Raw genomic sequence first — 13,997 nt, 5'->3', positions numbered from 1 at the left:
CTCCACCCCCGCCCTCTTCAAGCGCATCGACAGCGTGAAGGTGGTGCGCCGCCCCGATTTGAAGGGGATGCTGTCCGCTTTGGAGCAGCAGGATCTGGGCGGTGTGGCCCGGCGGATGTACAATGTCTTTGAGGACGTCCTCCCCCGCCAGCAGCAGGCCGAAATCGCCGCCATCAAAAATACCCTCATCCAGCACGGCGCCCTGGGCGCCTGCATGAGCGGCACCGGCTCGGCGGTGTTCGGCCTCTTCGCCCAAAAGGAGAAGGCGGAACACGCCTGGGAGGAACTTCGTGTCCGCTATCCCGAGACCTTCCTCACCCATACACTGTAAGCCAGCGAGCATGTCCGCCGGCGCTCTTTTTGAGCGCCGGCGGATTGGCGTGTCGAGAAATCTCGACACGCCTCCAAAAAATGCCCGCATTTTTTGGAGGGGTTGCAGCCCGCCGCGACGCACGCGCGGAGCGCGCACGCTTGCGGGCTGAGCAGTGTTTTTTCCGACGCACATGTCGCCGGAAAAAACGGACTTTTATTTTGTTTTGCCGCCTGCGGACGGCAAAACTCTGCCGAGGGCCTTTTGCTTTTCCGCAGTCTTTGACGTTCTGACGGCCTGCCGCCGGCGCTCTTTTTGAGCGTCGGCGGATTTTTTTATTTTTTGTTGCACGCAAACGTGCAACTTTTCTCCACGGGACAGACAGGAATGAAGGCGCACGGGAGGTGAGACAAGCATGGGTAAAGAACAGACTGGGGCGGAGATCGTACAGGCGATGCTCAAACGGCTGGCCAGAAGCAAGCCCAATGACGCCGTCAAGCTGGCCTTCCTCAGCCCCACGCTTCAGCAGCTGGAGCTGATCGACCATTTGGACCTGACGCTGCTGGAGGAATTCCGCAGGAGCGACAAGGGGGTGGTGGAGGTCCGACTGGTGGACCGGCTCCGGCTGGCCGAAAAAGCCCTGGAACTGACCGGCGACCCGGATGGGCCCGCCGCCAGCTTCCTCCAGGCCCTGGAAGGGAGCGGACAGCCCCAATGAAATTCCTGCCCTTTTCCCCCAAACAGCGGACCGTCCTGACCTGGTGGTGTGAAAGCTCCCCCTGGCGGGACCGGGAGGCCATCATCTGTGACGGCGCGGTCCGCTCCGGCAAGACCCTGTGTACCGGCCTCTCCTTTTTTTGCTGGGCCATGGCCCGCTTCCACGGCCGGGCCTTCGGCCTGTGCGGCAAAACCGTCCTCTCCCTGCGGCGCAACCTCATCCGCGAATTGCTCCCCGCTCTGGGGGCGCTGGGCTTCCGGTGCGCCGAAAAGGTGAGCCGCAACCTGATTACCGTCTCCTTTGGGCGGTGGGAAAATACCTTTTACCTCTTCGGCGGCAGAGACGAGGGATCCGCCGCACTCATCCAGGGGATTACCCTGGCCGGCGTCCTCCTGGACGAGGTGGCCCTGATGCCCCGCTCCTTTGTGGAGCAGGCCGTGGCCCGCTGCTCCGTTTCCGGCAGCCGCCTTTGGTTCTCCTGCAATCCGGAGGGGCCCGAGCACTGGTTTTATAAAGAATGGGTCCAGCGGCAGGAGGCTCATCGGGCCCTCTACCTCCACTTTACCATGGAGGATAACCCCGCCCTGACGCCGGAGATCATCGCCCGCTATGCCCGCAGTTACAGCGGTACCTTTTACCGCCGCTTCGTCCTGGGCGAGTGGGTGGCCGCCGAGGGCAGGGTGTACGACTTCTTTGACGCCTCCTGGGTACAGCCCCCGCCCCAGGGACCCATGGACCGCTGGTGCGTCTCCTGCGACTACGGCACCGTCAATCCCGCCTCCTTCGGCCTCTGGGGCCGGCAGAACGGACGATGGTACCGGGTAAAGGAGTTTTATTACGACTCCAAACGGGAGGGGAGACAGAAAACCGACAGCGAATACGCCCGGGACCTGCGCCGCCTGGCCGGCGGCCGCCCCGTGGAGCTGGTGGTGGTGGACCCCTCCGCCGCCAGCTTTATCCAGACCCTCCTGCGGGAGGGGTGGCGGGTGGTCCAGGCCGAAAACGACGTCCTCTCCGGTATCCGCACCACCGCCCGCCTCCTGCGGGAGGAAAAGCTGGTCATCTGCCGGGACTGCGCCGACAGCATCCGGGAGTTCTCCCTCTACTGCTGGGACCCAAAGGCAAAGGGAGATAAGGTGCGCAAGGAGCACGACCACGCCATGGATGATATCCGCTACTTCGCCGCCACCGTGGCCGCCAGAGAGGCCCTCCCCTTCGGCGTGGAGGCGGTGGAACGCCGTATCTTTTGAAAAAGGAGGTTTTCCTTTGGGCTGGTTTCACAGAGACAAACAGCACAAAAATCCCACCGCCGTCCAGGCCCAGCTGCGCGATACCCAGCGCCACCCCTTCGGCGCGCTGGACGGCTATGTCCCCCTCCGCAATGGGGAGATCGCCCTCTACCGCAGCATCCGGGAGGCTGTCCCCATGGTGGACGCCGCCATCCTGAAGCTCATCCGTCTGGCCGGCGGCGTCCATGTCAAAACCCTGGACCAAGGCGCACAGGCCGGATTGGAGCACTTTATCCGTACCGTCAATACCGGCAGAGGCCAGAGAGGGCTCCAGTCCTTCCTGGATGGCTACCTGGACGCCATGCTCACCTGCGGGCGGGCGGTGGGGGAGATCGTCCTCTCCCCCGACCACCGGGACGTGGCGGCCCTCCTCTGCGGCGATCCCGCCAGCCTGGAGATCAAAGAGGGGGCCTCCCCCCTGGAATTCGCCCTCTGCCTCCGGAAAGCCGACGGCATGGTGGAGCCCCTCCCCAGACAGGATCTGCTCCTCTTTACCCCCTTCCAGCCCGAGAGCGGCAGCCCCTACGGCGTCTCCCTCCTGCGCAGTATGCCCTTTCTCACCGGTATCCTCCTGAAAATCTATCAGGCCATGGGACTCAACTGGGAGCGGATGGGCAACGTCCGCTTTGCCGTGGTCTACAAGCCGGGCGACAGCCTGGACCGGGCTTACGCCCAGGAGCGCAGCCAGCAAATCGCAAAAGAGTGGTCCGCCGCCATGCAGGCCGGCAAAGCGGGCAGCGTCCGGGATTTCGTGGCGGTGGGGGATGTGGACATCAAGGTCATCGGCGCGGACAACCAGATTTTGGACAGCGAGGTGCCGGTGCGCCAGATTCTGGAGCAGCTGGTGGCCCGCACCGGCGTGCCCCCCTTCCTGCTGGGCCTCACCTGGTCCTCTACCGAGCGGATGAGCACCCAGCAGGCCGATATGCTCACCAGCGAGCTGGCAGCCCTCCGCCGCAGCCTGGAGCCGGTGGTGGAGCGGATCTGCGAGTGGTGGCTCCGCCTCCACGGCTTTGACCAGTGGGTGGAGGTGGTGTGGGAGGACATCAGCCTGCAGGATCTGGTGGAGGAGGCCAGAGCCGCCCTCTATCGGGCCCAGGCCGACCAGATCCGTCAAAACATGGCACAATCTTAACCGAAAAGGAGGAAGGATATGCGACGCATCAAAGAAGCGGGCGCGGCCCTGGCCGGTCTGCCCGCCCGGCAGGAGCTGGAGGAGATCAACGCCCTCAACGGCACCAGCCTCCGGGCCGAGGAGGTCTATGCCTTTTGCCTGCGGCTGTGCGATAACCAGGTGGACCGGGAGCTGGAACGCTTCCCCAGGGAGACCCTGGAGGAGCTGGCCCCCCTGTTCGTGGGCAAGTGCGGCATTTTTGACCACAAGTGGAGCGCCCATGAGCAGGTGGGACGCATCTACCGCACCCAGGTGGTGGAGGACCCCGGACAGCCCAGCCAGACCGGCGAGCCCTACTGCTATCTGAAGGCCTGGGCCTATATGCTGCGCACCGGCGAGAACGCCGACCTCATCGCCCAGATCGAAGGGGGCATCAAAAAGGAGGTCTCGGTGGGGTGCAGCGTGGCAAAGACGGTGTGCTCCATCTGCGGCTGTGAGCTCCAGGACCGGAGCCGCTGCACCCACGTCAAGGGGAAAACCTACGACGGTAAGCTCTGCTGGGCCGATCTCCGCCAGGCCACCGACGCCTACGAGTGGTCCTTTGTGGCCGTCCCCGCCCAGCCCGGCGCAGGCGTCATCAAAAGTCTGGACGCCGCCGGCCTGGAGGACCTGGGCCAAAGCCGCCCCGAATATCGCCAGGCGCTGGACCTCCTGGCCAAAGAGGCCCGGGCCGGGAGGCGCTACCTGGCCGGCCTCCGGGCGGATGTGGTGCGGCTGGGCGCACTGGTCCAGCCCCAGCTCCGGCCCGCGCTGCTGCGCACCATCGCGGAGGGACTGGACGCCGGCGATCTGGAGACCCTGCGCAAGGTGTGGCAGCGCCAGGCCGACGCCCTCTGTCCCGCTGCGCCCCAGCTCTGGCAGGAGGGGACGGAAGGAGGAACGGGCGACGAGGTATTTCGGATCTGACAAATAGAGCATAAGGAGGAATACACATGAAAGCGATTTCCTTTGAGGGGATCGGCCAGGTGCTGGCCACCTTCCAGTGCGGCGAGACGGTGAAAATGGGGCAGGTGGTCAAGGTCAGCGCCGACGGCGCGGTGGAGCCCTGCGCCGCCGGGGACCACATCGCCGGTATGGCGGTGGTGGTGCGGGACGGCTGCGCCGCCGTTCAGGTGGCGGGCTTTGTCACCGTGGCCGCCTCCGGCGTCTCCAAGGTGGGGTGGACCAAGCTCTCCGCCAATGGCTCCGGCGGAATGAAGGTCGATTCCACCGCCGGCACCGACTACCTGGTGGTCAGCGCCGACAGCGAAAACGGCTCCGCCGTGATCCTGCTGTGAGCTTTGCAACCGTGTGAAAGGAGTTTGCGCAATGGCTTATTACGACACCCTCAGACTGGAAAAGGGGATGTACAACGAGGCCGGACGGACCTTTACCCAGGTGCTGGAGCGGGAGGACCCCTCTGAGCGCTACAAGGGCACCGACCTGGAGGGGCTGGACGCCTATCAGCGCCAGCTCAAGCGCTTTGACATCAAGGTGCGGGGCGAGGGCTCCGACGTGGTGGAAAAGTTCTTCTCCACCGCCCAGTCCGCCGTCCTCTTCCCCGAATATGTGGCCCGCTCCGTCCGCCAGGGCATGGACGAGAGCGACCTTATCCCCCATATCACCGCCGCCGTCACCCGCTTCGACGGCCTGGACTACCGCTCCATCACCTCCGTCCCCGACGACGACCAAAAACGCCTGCGCCATGTGGCCGAGGGCGCCGTCCTCCCCCAGACCGAGGTGAAAACCCAGGAAAACCTGGTCCGACTCCACAAGCGGGGCCGGATGCTGGTGGCCTCCTATGAGGCCATCCGCTATCAGAAGCTGGACCTCTTCTCGGTTACCCTCCGCCAGATCGGCGCCCACATCAACCGCATGCACCTGGAGGACGCCATCGACGTGCTCATCAACGGCGACGGCAACCAGAACCCCGCCGACCGGTTCACCGTGGGAGAGGACCCCATCGGCGGCACCGCCGGCGCCCTGGCCTACGACGATCTGGTGGACTTCTGGGCCCAGTTCCACCCCTATGAGATGAATACCCTCCTGGTGTCGGGGGACGTCATGCGGGCCCTCCTCAAAATGCCCGAGTTCCAGGACCCCCTCACCGGCCTCAACTTCCAGGGCACCGGACGCCTGGCCACCCCTCTGGGCGCCAAGCTCCTGCGCACCTCCGCCCTGGCCGGCGGTACCCTCATCGGTCTGGATAAGCGGTACGCCCTGGAAATGGTCAAGGGCAGCGAGATTTTGGTGGAGTATGACAAGCTCATCGACCGCCAGCTGGAACGGGCCGCCATCACCAGCATCTCCGGCTTTGCCAAGCTCTTCACCGGCGCGGCCAAGGTCCTTCAGCTGGAGGATTAAAATGGAACTGGTGGAGGAAACCGTGCTTTTGGCCAAGACCATGGGACAGGTGGAGGAGACGGCGCATTTAACCATCCTGGCCCGGGCCGCCTGCGCCCAGCTGGCCGGCCGGCTCCGGGCCGGCGTGACCCCGGACCACTGCCGCACCGCCTTTTGTACTGCCGCCGCCTGGCTGACCCTGGCCGGGCTGGAGGGCGGACAGACCGTCCGCCGCTTTTCCGCCGGCGACCTCACCGTGGAGACCGACGGACAGGACCGCCAGACTTTTTGGCGGATGGCCCAGGACCTGATGCGCCCCTACCTGAGGGACGACGGCTTTGCCTTTCGGGGGGTGATGGGATGAATTGCGCCGCCGTACAGACCGTCCTCCGACGGTGCGGACAGACCGTGACCCTCCGCCGGACGGACGGCACGGAAGAGACCGCCGTGGCCATCGTTCAGCCCATCCTGCGGCAGGACGACCGGCAGAACCTCCCTCAGCCCCAGGGACTGGAGCGGGAGGACGCATTCCTCTATCTGGGACCTCCGGACAAGCCGCTGGAAGGGGGAGCGCGGGTGCGCTGCCGGGAACAGGACTATGCGGTCTGCCAGGCTCAGCCCATTTACATCGCGTCCACCCTCAGCCACTGGTGGGCCGTTCTGCGGCCGGAGGCGGCGGTATGACGGGTTTGAACGGACTGCGGGAGGCCCTGCGGGATTACCTTTTGTCCCGGGGGATCAATGCCCTGTGCGCCTTTCCTCAGCAGGACAGCCGGCGGGAGACGGTGGCGGTGGTCTCCCTCCGGGCCTGCGAGAGCGGCCCCGCGGGTTTTCGGGATTACCTGGGCGAGCTGTGGGACGAAAAGGCGGGGGCATGGGTGGAGCGATACGGACGCAGAGTGCGCCTCACCTTCGGCCTGGATCTCTACGCCTCCGCTGAATCCGGCGGAGAGGAGGCGGTCCGCGCCGCCTTTGACCGGCTGGTGGACACCCTCCACCAGGGCGGGCCCGACGGCCTGCGTCTTCAGAGCGTCTCCTGCGGAGAGACCGCCTTCGACCGGCAGGTCAGACGCTACCGGTGCCCGGCCCAGGCGGTCTATGCCACCCTCTTGTGGGCGGAAGAGGGCCAGGAGACCCAGACCTGCTTTTCCGATTTTGACGTGAAGGGAGAGATGTTGACATGAGTTCCGTGACCAACCACGAGCGCCCCGGCGTCTATTCCACCTACGACGCCTCCACCCTGGTGCGGAGCAGCGGCGGCAGCCAGACCGTGGGCCTGGCCGCCCAGAGTACCGGCGGCAGCCCCGGCACCCTCTACCGCCTGAGCAGCTATCAGGAGGCCCAGTCCGCTTTCGGCGGGGAGGACGCCATGACGGAGCTGGTAAAGCTCCTCTTTCAAAACGGCGCCGGCGCGGTGTGCGCCGTGCCGGTGGAGGATGACGACTATACCGGCGCCTTCGCCCTGCTGGCCGCGGTGGAGGACGTCCGGGTCCAGGTGTGCGACAGCACCGACCTTTCGGTCTGGCAGGACCTGCGGGACAGCGTGAGCGCCGCCTCCCAGCTCCGGCGGGAGCGCATCGCCGTGGTGGAGGCCCCCGCCGGTAAGACCGCTGCCGAGCTGGCCCAGCTGGCCGGATCGGTCAACTCCGAGCGGGTGGTGCTGGCCGCCCCCGCCGAGACCCAGGGAGCCGCCGGACGGGTGGCCGCGGCGCTGGCCGGACGCATCGCCGCCGAAACCGACCCCGCCGTCCCCCTGGGCGGGGCCGTTCTCACCGGACTGAACGGACTGGAGACGGTCTACACCGACGAGGAAATCGACGTGCTGGTCCGGGGCGGCGTCACCCCCCTGGAGGAGTCTGCGGGCACCCTCTCCGTGGTCCGGGGGATCACCACCCGCACCAAGACCGGCCAGGTCCAGGATACCACCTGGCGGGAGTTGACCACCATCCGGATCGTGGACGACGTGATCCCCACCCTTCGGGATTCCCTCCGCGCACGCTTCCGGCGGGCCAAAAATACCGAACAGACTAGAGGCGCCATCCGTTCCCAGGTGGTGCTGGAGCTGGAAAACAAGCTCAGCCGGGAGATCATCACCGGCTATGACGGACTCAGTGTTACCGCGGATGCCGAGGACCCCACCGTCTGTCAGGTGGAGTTCTCCTTTACCGTGGCCCACGGCCTCAACCAGATCTGGCTGACGGCCCACATTACCGTATAATTGCAAGGAGGAATCCAGTATGGGGGTGGCGGGTTTTCCCACCAGCAGCGACATCTATTTGGAGATCGACGGAAAAAAGGTGGCCGTGGTCCAGAGCTACGCCGCCAAAACCAGCAAAACCAGCCAGACCGTGGAGGCCTTCGGCGAAGAGGAGCCGGTGGCCACCATCCCCGGTCAGCGGACCCATATCATCGAGCTGACCCGCCTCTATGCCACCGACGAGGCCGTCCGGGACGGGCTGGACTTCCATGCCCTGTCCGATTTCAGCTTGGTGATCTGTAAGCCGGACCGGAAAATCATCTACTCCGGCTGTCAGTGGCAGGACATCAGCGAGACCGGCGCGCTGGGCGCTATGGTGGTGGAAAAGATCACCGTGGTGGCCGCCCGGCGCATTGAGACCAGCGTATGACGGGGGCCCATGACGCCGCCGCCCTTACCGCCGGACCCCAGGCGCTCCGCCTGGAGGATGGCCGGCAGCTGCGGCTCCTCTCCGCCCGGGAGGTGCTGGAGGCCCGGCGGGAGAGCGAGACCCTGGCAAAAGGCGCGGAAGAACGGCCGCTGTGCGCCAACGCCTGTCTCCTGGCCCGGGCTCTGCTGGACGGCCGGGGGCAGCCGCTCTTTTCTGCCGGCCAGGCGGTGCTGGACGCCCTGACGCCCCGGGAGATCGGCGCGCTGGCCCGCATCTGGGCGCGCTTTGACCGGGCGGAAAATCCCGGCTTTCACTGCGGAGAGGAGCGGATCGACGGGCTAAAAAAAGTCTGGAGCACGCGCCGGAGGACAGGCTGCGCTGGCGCGTGCTCCGTGCCTTCGGCGTGCTACCCACAGAGGAGCGGGCCCGGGAGATGAAAAACCGGGATTACCTCTGGTGCGCCCTCCACATGATGCTGGACGACCAGGAGCTTTTGGACCGGATGTGCCCCGCCTGCCGGACCCAGGCCCTGGAGGACCGGTGTCCCGTCTGCGGGTTACGCCTGGCTGACGCCGAGGGAAGCCGAAACGCGGCCTTTGACGAGGCGCGCTTTGCCGCCCTCAGTCGGGGAGAATTGCCATGACCGATTATTTGGAAGTCCTGCTCCGGCAGGAGACCGAAGAGGACGAGGAAACCGTTGCGGCTACGGCGGCGGTCCTTCGTCCGGCAGGGGCGGGGATGGAAGCCGCCGTACACGCAAACGGGGCGGAAGAGCAGCGGCGCGCCGGAGCGGAAAGGTTCCTCCTGTCCGCCGGATGGATAGAAAAAGCGCGGACGGAGCCTCCGACGCCGGTTCCGGTCCGGCAGGAGGTCGCCTGGACGGGCGAAAATGCGCCGCGCCGCGCCGCCGGACAAGAGAAAGGCGACAAAGGAGAACGAGAACGGGAGAGCGCATGGAATCTGTATCGCACCCTGCGCCGCCTTTCCTTTGCCGTATCCCCCGCCCCCAAGACCGCCGCACTCCTTCTGCCCGCGGAAGAGACCCAGAACCAGGGGTGGTCCGACCTGGCCGGGCTGGACCGGCGGCTGGAGCGGGAGGCCAGACGCTACGACGGCGGCTTTCGCCTCTACTAGACCTGACCCAAAGGAGGTACGGACAGCGTGAATCTCAGCGCCATGCGCTATAAGGACTATGTGTGGCCCTACAACCCCAGGACCTATACCATCGACTACCAGCGGGTCATCAGCGTAAAAAAAGTGCCCTTCGGCCGCTACGCCCTCCAGGATCTGGGGCCCACCCGCCGCATCATGCGGGGGGAGGGGGAATTTGTGGGGGAAAATGCCTACGAGGAGTTCAAAAAACTGGCCTCCGTCTTTTACGGCGAAGGCCCCGGAATGCTGGTCCATCCGGTGTGGCAGTGCGCCAGCGCTTATTTCGCCGAGCTGTCCCTCCGGCAAGAGCCCCGAAAGGATTATGTGGCCTATTCCTTCGCCTTTTGGGAGGACTATACCGGCCACGTGACCGGGCTGACCGCCGTCGCCGGGCCGTCCGGCACGGTCCAGACCGACACGGTCCCGGACGACGCCCCGCGCTACCACACCGTGATCAAAGGGGAGAGCCTCTGGTCCATCGCCGTGGACTACGGGGTGGACCTGAATGCGCTGATCGCCCTGAATCCCCAGATCAAAAACCCCAATCTCATTCAGGTGGGAGAGAAGGTGCGTGTCCAATGACGGCTTTGACGGGATACCTGGAGTGCTGGGACGGAACCACCCTCCGCCTGCCGACCGTCTGCCAGTGGCGGTTTTCCTACGGCATGGGCGACCCCTGCGACAGCTTTTCCGTCACCTGCCTGTGGGACGGCACCCTGGCCCAGTCCCTGCCGGAGGCCACCCGCTTTCAGGCGGTGTGGAACGGCGAGACCGTCTTTACCGGCGTGGTGGACGAGTGCGAGAGCGCCTGGGAGGACGGCGGCACCCGCCTGACGGTGGAGGGACGGGGGATGGCCGCCCTTCTGCTGGACAACGAGGCGGTGGGCAGCGACTACCAGGTGGCCACGCTGGAGGACATCCTGCGGGACCATGTGGCCCCCTATGGCATATCGGTGGCCCAGGCGGACGCCATGCCGGCGGTGTCCGGCTTTTCGGTGAGCACCGGCAGCAGCGAATGGCAGGTGCTGGACCGGTTTGCCCGCTGCTACGGCGGGATTACCCCCCGGTTTGACCGGCTGGGCCGGCTGGTCCTGACCGCCCCGGCGGCGGAAATCACCTGCACCCTCACCGCCAATACCGCCCTGACCGCCCTGGTGCTGCGGGAAAAGCGGTATGGACGCTACGACCGGGTGCTGGTGCGGGACACCGCCGGACAAAAGCTCTATACCGTCGTTGACCAGGACTTTTCCGCCCGGGGCGGGCTGAGCCGTAAGGTGCTCACCATGCCCAATAAGACCGGCTATGAGGCCATGCGGTATAACGGCGCCTATCAGCTCCGGCAGTCCGCCCGGGAGGCCAGAATGCTGGAGGCATCGCTCACCGCACTCTTTCCCGCCTGGCCGGGCGCGTGCGTCAGGGTGGAGGACGCCTGGCCGGGCTGCGCCGGTGACTGGCGGGTGGAGGAAATGACATGCGGCTGGAACGGACAGGGGACGTACAGCACCCTGTCCCTTTCGGCTCTGGAAGGAGGAACCCTGTGATGTGGCTTGTGCGGCAGAGCAAAAAAGCAGACCCCCAGACGGAATTTCCACGGCTGGGACAGGTCACCGTGGCCGGCGACCCGGCGGCGGTCTATCTGGACGGCGAGCGGCGGTCCCTGCCTGTCTTTGCGCCGGGGGGATACTGCTGGCGTCCCGATCTGGACCAGCAGGTCCTGGTGCTTAAGGCCGGCGCCGCCGGAGAGACCCCCTGTGTGGCCGGGGCGCGGTGCCAGGGCGCGGTGGAGCCGGGGGAGGTAAAAATCTTCGTGCACGACGGACCGTCCATCCACCTCAAGCGGGACGGGACGGTGGATATTTGGGGGAAATCCCTCCGGTTTAACGGCCGGGAAATGGCGGCGGAAGGAGAGAACGCATGGAACTGATGCTGCGGGACGGCGATTACGTCCCCGACGGAAAGGGAGGGGTTTGCCGGGTGGAGGGAGGCGAGGCCCTGCTTCAGCGGGTTTTGTGGAAGCTCTCCATCCGGCGGGGCAGCTTTCCCTTCCTGCCCGAGCTGGGCAGCCGCCTGTACACCCTGGGCAGGGAAAAGCCCAGCGTCCGCCCCGCCCTGGCGCGCCAGTATGTGGCCGAGGCCCTGGCCGACGAGCCGGACCTGGAGGTCACCGGCGTCGCCCTGACCCAGCAGGAGGACCGCTTGGCCCTGACGGTCTTTCTGGACTGGCAGGGCGAGCCGCTCCAGCTCCAAACCACCGTTTAAGGGAGGAACGCCTTGAAAACCATTGAGGAAATTTACAGTGAAATGCTTTCCCGCTTTCAGGCAGAGACCGGAATGGAGACCGGCGCCGGCAGTGACCTTGCCGTGCGGCTTTATGCTGTGGCCGCCCAGCTCTACGCCCTCTATGTCCAGGAGGACTGGATCGGACGGCAGGCCTTTCCCCAGACCGCCCAGGGAAGCTATCTGGAGCTTCACGCTCAGCTCAGAGGATTGGAGCGGCGGAGCGCCGCCGCGGCCCAGGGGAGCATCCGCTTTCTGCGGGAGGCGGCGGGCGCCGCGCTGTCCATCCCGGCGGGAACGGTGTGCATGACCGCGGGTCTTATCCGCTTTGAAACCACCCAGGCGGCGGTGCTGCCCCAGGGCGAGACGTCGGTGGATGTGCCCGCCCAGGCGCTGGAGCCGGGGACGGCGGGCAATGTGGGCGCGGGGACCATCCTCACCATGGCGGTGGCGCCGGTGGGGGTTACGGGATGCGTCAACCCCGCGGCCTTTGCCGGCGGCAGCGACGCCGAGGACGACGAGAGCCTCCGCCAGCGGGTGATGGAGACCTACCGCCGGATGCCCAACGGGGCAAACGCCGCCTTCTATCAGCAGGAAGCCCTCTCCTTCCCGGAGGTGGCCGCCGCCGCCGTCATCCCCAGGAGCCGGGGAGTGGGGACGGTGGACGTGGTGGTCTCCACCGCCGCGGGGACGCCGGAAAACCAGCTGCTGGAAGAGTTAAAGCAATTTTTCCAGGAACGCCGGGAGATCGCCGTGGATGTGAAGGTCCGGGGACCGGAGCTTCAGGAGGTGGACGTGAGTATAAACGTAGCGCCGGCGGAGGGCTATACCGCCCAGGCGGCGCGGGAGAGTGCGCAGTCGGCGGTGACAAGCTGGTTTGACGGCAGCCGGCTGGGACAGAGTTTGCTGCGGGCGGCGCTGATCCAGCAGGTCTTTTCCCAGCCGGCGGTGGGCAACTGCACGGTGGTCCAGCCGGCCGAGGATGTGCCCGCCCAGGCGGATACCCTGCTGCGGCTGGGCAGCCTGACCGTGGGCGATTGGGAGGGGGAGACATGACAGGCGCACAAAATCTGCGCGCCCTGCTGGCGCCCATGGGGGTCTACCGCCTGGAGGGCACCATCAACGGCGGCGCACTGGAGGCGGTGGGCGAGGCGCTGGACCAGGTCTCCGACGCCCTGGACGAGACGGAACGGGAGACGCTGCTGGCCACGGCGGAGGACTGGGGACTGGACCGGCTGGAGGCGCTGCTGGTCCGCAAACCGGTGGCCAGCACCGTCCAGGACCGGCGGGCCGCCCTGGCCGCGCTGCTGCGCATCGGCGGGGACAGCTTCACCCTTCAGGACATCAATGACAACCTGAGAGGCTGCGGCCTCAACGCCCTGGCCGAGGAGACCGGCACGCCCGGCTATGTGACGGTGCGCTTTCCACAGGTGCCCGGCATTCCGGAGGGCTTTGGGGAAATGCAAAAAATCATCGAGGATATTTTGCCCTGCCATCTGGACATTACCTATCTCTACTGGTACATCACCTGGAAGAAGATGGAGGAGCGGTTCGGCACCTGGGGGACGCTGGACGCCCTGGAGACCACCTGGGAGGCGCTGGAGAAAATGGTGGAGACGGAGGAAAACGTATGAACGGCACATCCATCCGATACGGCGTAACGGCGGCGCTGTCTGCCCTGGGCAGTGGGGCCGCCGCCGCCCTGGGCGGCTGGGACGGGGCCATCCAGACCTTGATCTGGTGTATGGCGGCCGATTACTGCACGGGGCTGGTGGTGGCCGGCGTGTTCCGGCGGTCCGACAAGAGCGAAAACGGCGCCTTGGACAGCCGGGCCGGCTTTCAGGGGCTGCTGCGCAAGGGCGCGGAGCTTCTGCTGGTTTTGGTGGCGGCCCGGCTGGACACCATCTTGGGCGCGGACGCTTACGCCCGTACGGCGGTGATCCTTTTCTTTACCGCCAACGAGGCCCTGTCCATTCTGGAAAATCTGGGGCTGATGGGGGTGCCCTATCCGGCCTTCCTGAAGGCGGCCCTGGAGGTGCTGCGCAGCCGGAGCGATTCGGAGCAGGAGCAAAATTGAACACAAAGAGCAAAAGCCGCTCCCGGCAGGATCACACCTTCCGGAGAGCGG

The 13,997-nt window shown here is 66.0% G+C and carries 22 protein-coding genes; all 22 read left to right on the top strand.

From position 1 onward, the window contains the following. Window positions 1-331: 4-(cytidine 5'-diphospho)-2-C-methyl-D-erythritol kinase (locus tag H7U37_RS09245; RefSeq protein WP_477742897.1), on the top strand; the 331-nt coding region annotated here is incomplete at its 5' end. 394 nt (window positions 332-725) lie between these two features. Next, window positions 726-1,028, top strand: coding sequence for an XRE family transcriptional regulator (locus H7U37_RS09240; protein WP_204875334.1), 303 nt, complete (start codon window positions 726-728; stop codon window positions 1,026-1,028). After that, window positions 1,025-2,278, top strand: coding sequence for a PBSX family phage terminase large subunit (locus H7U37_RS09235; protein ID WP_204875332.1), 1,254 nt, complete (start codon window positions 1,025-1,027; stop codon window positions 2,276-2,278). The genes H7U37_RS09240 and H7U37_RS09235 overlap by 4 nt, the downstream gene beginning before the upstream one ends. Before the next feature lie 16 nt (window positions 2,279-2,294). Beyond that, window positions 2,295-3,452 carry a phage portal family protein gene (locus tag H7U37_RS09230; protein ID WP_204875330.1) on the top strand — a complete coding sequence of 386 codons (1,158 nt, stop codon included), beginning with the start codon at window positions 2,295-2,297 and terminating at the stop codon, window positions 3,450-3,452. Window positions 3,453-3,470: 18 nt separating this feature from the next. Then, window positions 3,471-4,397, top strand: a complete 927-nt coding sequence (locus tag H7U37_RS09225; RefSeq protein ID WP_204875328.1) for a hypothetical protein — start codon at window positions 3,471-3,473, stop codon at window positions 4,395-4,397. Between the two features lie 26 nt (window positions 4,398-4,423). Continuing rightward, window positions 4,424-4,768, top strand: a complete 345-nt coding sequence (locus tag H7U37_RS09220; protein WP_204875326.1) for a hypothetical protein — start codon at window positions 4,424-4,426, stop codon at window positions 4,766-4,768. 31 nt (window positions 4,769-4,799) lie between these two features. Beyond that, window positions 4,800-5,834 (top strand): phage major capsid protein, encoded by a 1,035-nt coding sequence (locus tag H7U37_RS09215; protein WP_204875324.1) that lies wholly within the window; start codon window positions 4,800-4,802, stop codon window positions 5,832-5,834. 1 nt (window position 5,835) lies between these two features. After that, on the top strand, window positions 5,836-6,177 hold the full coding sequence (locus H7U37_RS09210; RefSeq protein WP_204875322.1) for a hypothetical protein: 342 nt from the start codon (window positions 5,836-5,838) through the stop codon (window positions 6,175-6,177). Next, window positions 6,174-6,497 (top strand): hypothetical protein, encoded by a 324-nt coding sequence (locus tag H7U37_RS09205; protein ID WP_204875321.1) that lies wholly within the window; start codon window positions 6,174-6,176, stop codon window positions 6,495-6,497. Before H7U37_RS09210 ends, H7U37_RS09205 begins: the two co-directional genes overlap by 4 nt. Further along, window positions 6,494-6,997, top strand: a complete 504-nt coding sequence (locus H7U37_RS09200) for a hypothetical protein (RefSeq protein ID WP_204875320.1) — start codon at window positions 6,494-6,496, stop codon at window positions 6,995-6,997. The genes H7U37_RS09205 and H7U37_RS09200 overlap by 4 nt, the downstream gene beginning before the upstream one ends. Further along, on the top strand, window positions 6,994-8,031 hold the full coding sequence (locus tag H7U37_RS09195; RefSeq protein WP_204875319.1) for a phage tail sheath C-terminal domain-containing protein: 1,038 nt from the start codon (window positions 6,994-6,996) through the stop codon (window positions 8,029-8,031). The genes H7U37_RS09200 and H7U37_RS09195 overlap by 4 nt, the downstream gene beginning before the upstream one ends. A gap of 19 nt (window positions 8,032-8,050) precedes the next feature. Beyond that, a complete protein-coding gene (locus H7U37_RS09190) occupies window positions 8,051-8,440 on the top strand; it encodes a hypothetical protein (protein WP_204875318.1) in 390 nt (129 codons plus the stop codon). Beyond that, window positions 8,437-8,877: a hypothetical protein gene (locus H7U37_RS09185; protein ID WP_204875316.1), complete on the top strand. Its 441-nt coding sequence runs from the start codon at window positions 8,437-8,439 to the stop codon at window positions 8,875-8,877. Before H7U37_RS09190 ends, H7U37_RS09185 begins: the two co-directional genes overlap by 4 nt. Then, window positions 8,874-9,083 carry a molybdopterin oxidoreductase gene (locus H7U37_RS09180; RefSeq protein WP_204875314.1) on the top strand — a complete coding sequence of 70 codons (210 nt, stop codon included), beginning with the start codon at window positions 8,874-8,876 and terminating at the stop codon, window positions 9,081-9,083. The genes H7U37_RS09185 and H7U37_RS09180 overlap by 4 nt, the downstream gene beginning before the upstream one ends. Further along, window positions 9,080-9,574 carry a hypothetical protein gene (locus H7U37_RS09175; RefSeq protein ID WP_204875312.1) on the top strand — a complete coding sequence of 165 codons (495 nt, stop codon included), beginning with the start codon at window positions 9,080-9,082 and terminating at the stop codon, window positions 9,572-9,574. Before H7U37_RS09180 ends, H7U37_RS09175 begins: the two co-directional genes overlap by 4 nt. A gap of 27 nt (window positions 9,575-9,601) precedes the next feature. Beyond that, window positions 9,602-10,174: a LysM peptidoglycan-binding domain-containing protein gene (locus tag H7U37_RS09170; RefSeq protein WP_338049813.1), complete on the top strand. Its 573-nt coding sequence runs from the start codon at window positions 9,602-9,604 to the stop codon at window positions 10,172-10,174. After that, window positions 10,171-11,133 (top strand): hypothetical protein, encoded by a 963-nt coding sequence (locus tag H7U37_RS09165; protein ID WP_204875310.1) that lies wholly within the window; start codon window positions 10,171-10,173, stop codon window positions 11,131-11,133. Before H7U37_RS09170 ends, H7U37_RS09165 begins: the two co-directional genes overlap by 4 nt. Beyond that, on the top strand, window positions 11,130-11,516 hold the full coding sequence (locus H7U37_RS15755; RefSeq protein WP_420875800.1) for a hypothetical protein: 387 nt from the start codon (window positions 11,130-11,132) through the stop codon (window positions 11,514-11,516). Before H7U37_RS09165 ends, H7U37_RS15755 begins: the two co-directional genes overlap by 4 nt. Then, the gene (locus H7U37_RS09155; protein WP_204875308.1) at window positions 11,507-11,851 is read left to right on the top strand and encodes a GPW/gp25 family protein; all 345 of its coding nucleotides are present in this window, start codon (window positions 11,507-11,509) and stop codon (window positions 11,849-11,851) included. Before H7U37_RS15755 ends, H7U37_RS09155 begins: the two co-directional genes overlap by 10 nt. Before the next feature lie 12 nt (window positions 11,852-11,863). Further along, window positions 11,864-12,925 (top strand): baseplate J/gp47 family protein, encoded by a 1,062-nt coding sequence (locus H7U37_RS09150; protein WP_243413624.1) that lies wholly within the window; start codon window positions 11,864-11,866, stop codon window positions 12,923-12,925. Then, entirely contained in the window at window positions 12,922-13,503 is a 582-nt protein-coding gene (locus H7U37_RS09145) for a DUF2313 domain-containing protein (RefSeq protein ID WP_204875307.1), read from the top strand. The genes H7U37_RS09150 and H7U37_RS09145 overlap by 4 nt, the downstream gene beginning before the upstream one ends. Continuing rightward, a complete protein-coding gene (locus tag H7U37_RS09140; protein ID WP_204875305.1) occupies window positions 13,500-13,946 on the top strand; it encodes a phage holin family protein in 447 nt (148 codons plus the stop codon). Before H7U37_RS09145 ends, H7U37_RS09140 begins: the two co-directional genes overlap by 4 nt. Window positions 13,947-13,997: the final 51 nt, after the last annotated feature.

Origin of the sequence: Pseudoflavonifractor phocaeensis, from assembly GCF_016901735.1 — a bacterium.
GTDB lineage: Bacteria > Bacillota > Clostridia > Oscillospirales > Oscillospiraceae > Pseudoflavonifractor_A.
The sequence above is the reverse complement of the archived record's forward strand: the minus strand, read 5'-3'. Positions and strand labels throughout refer to the sequence as shown.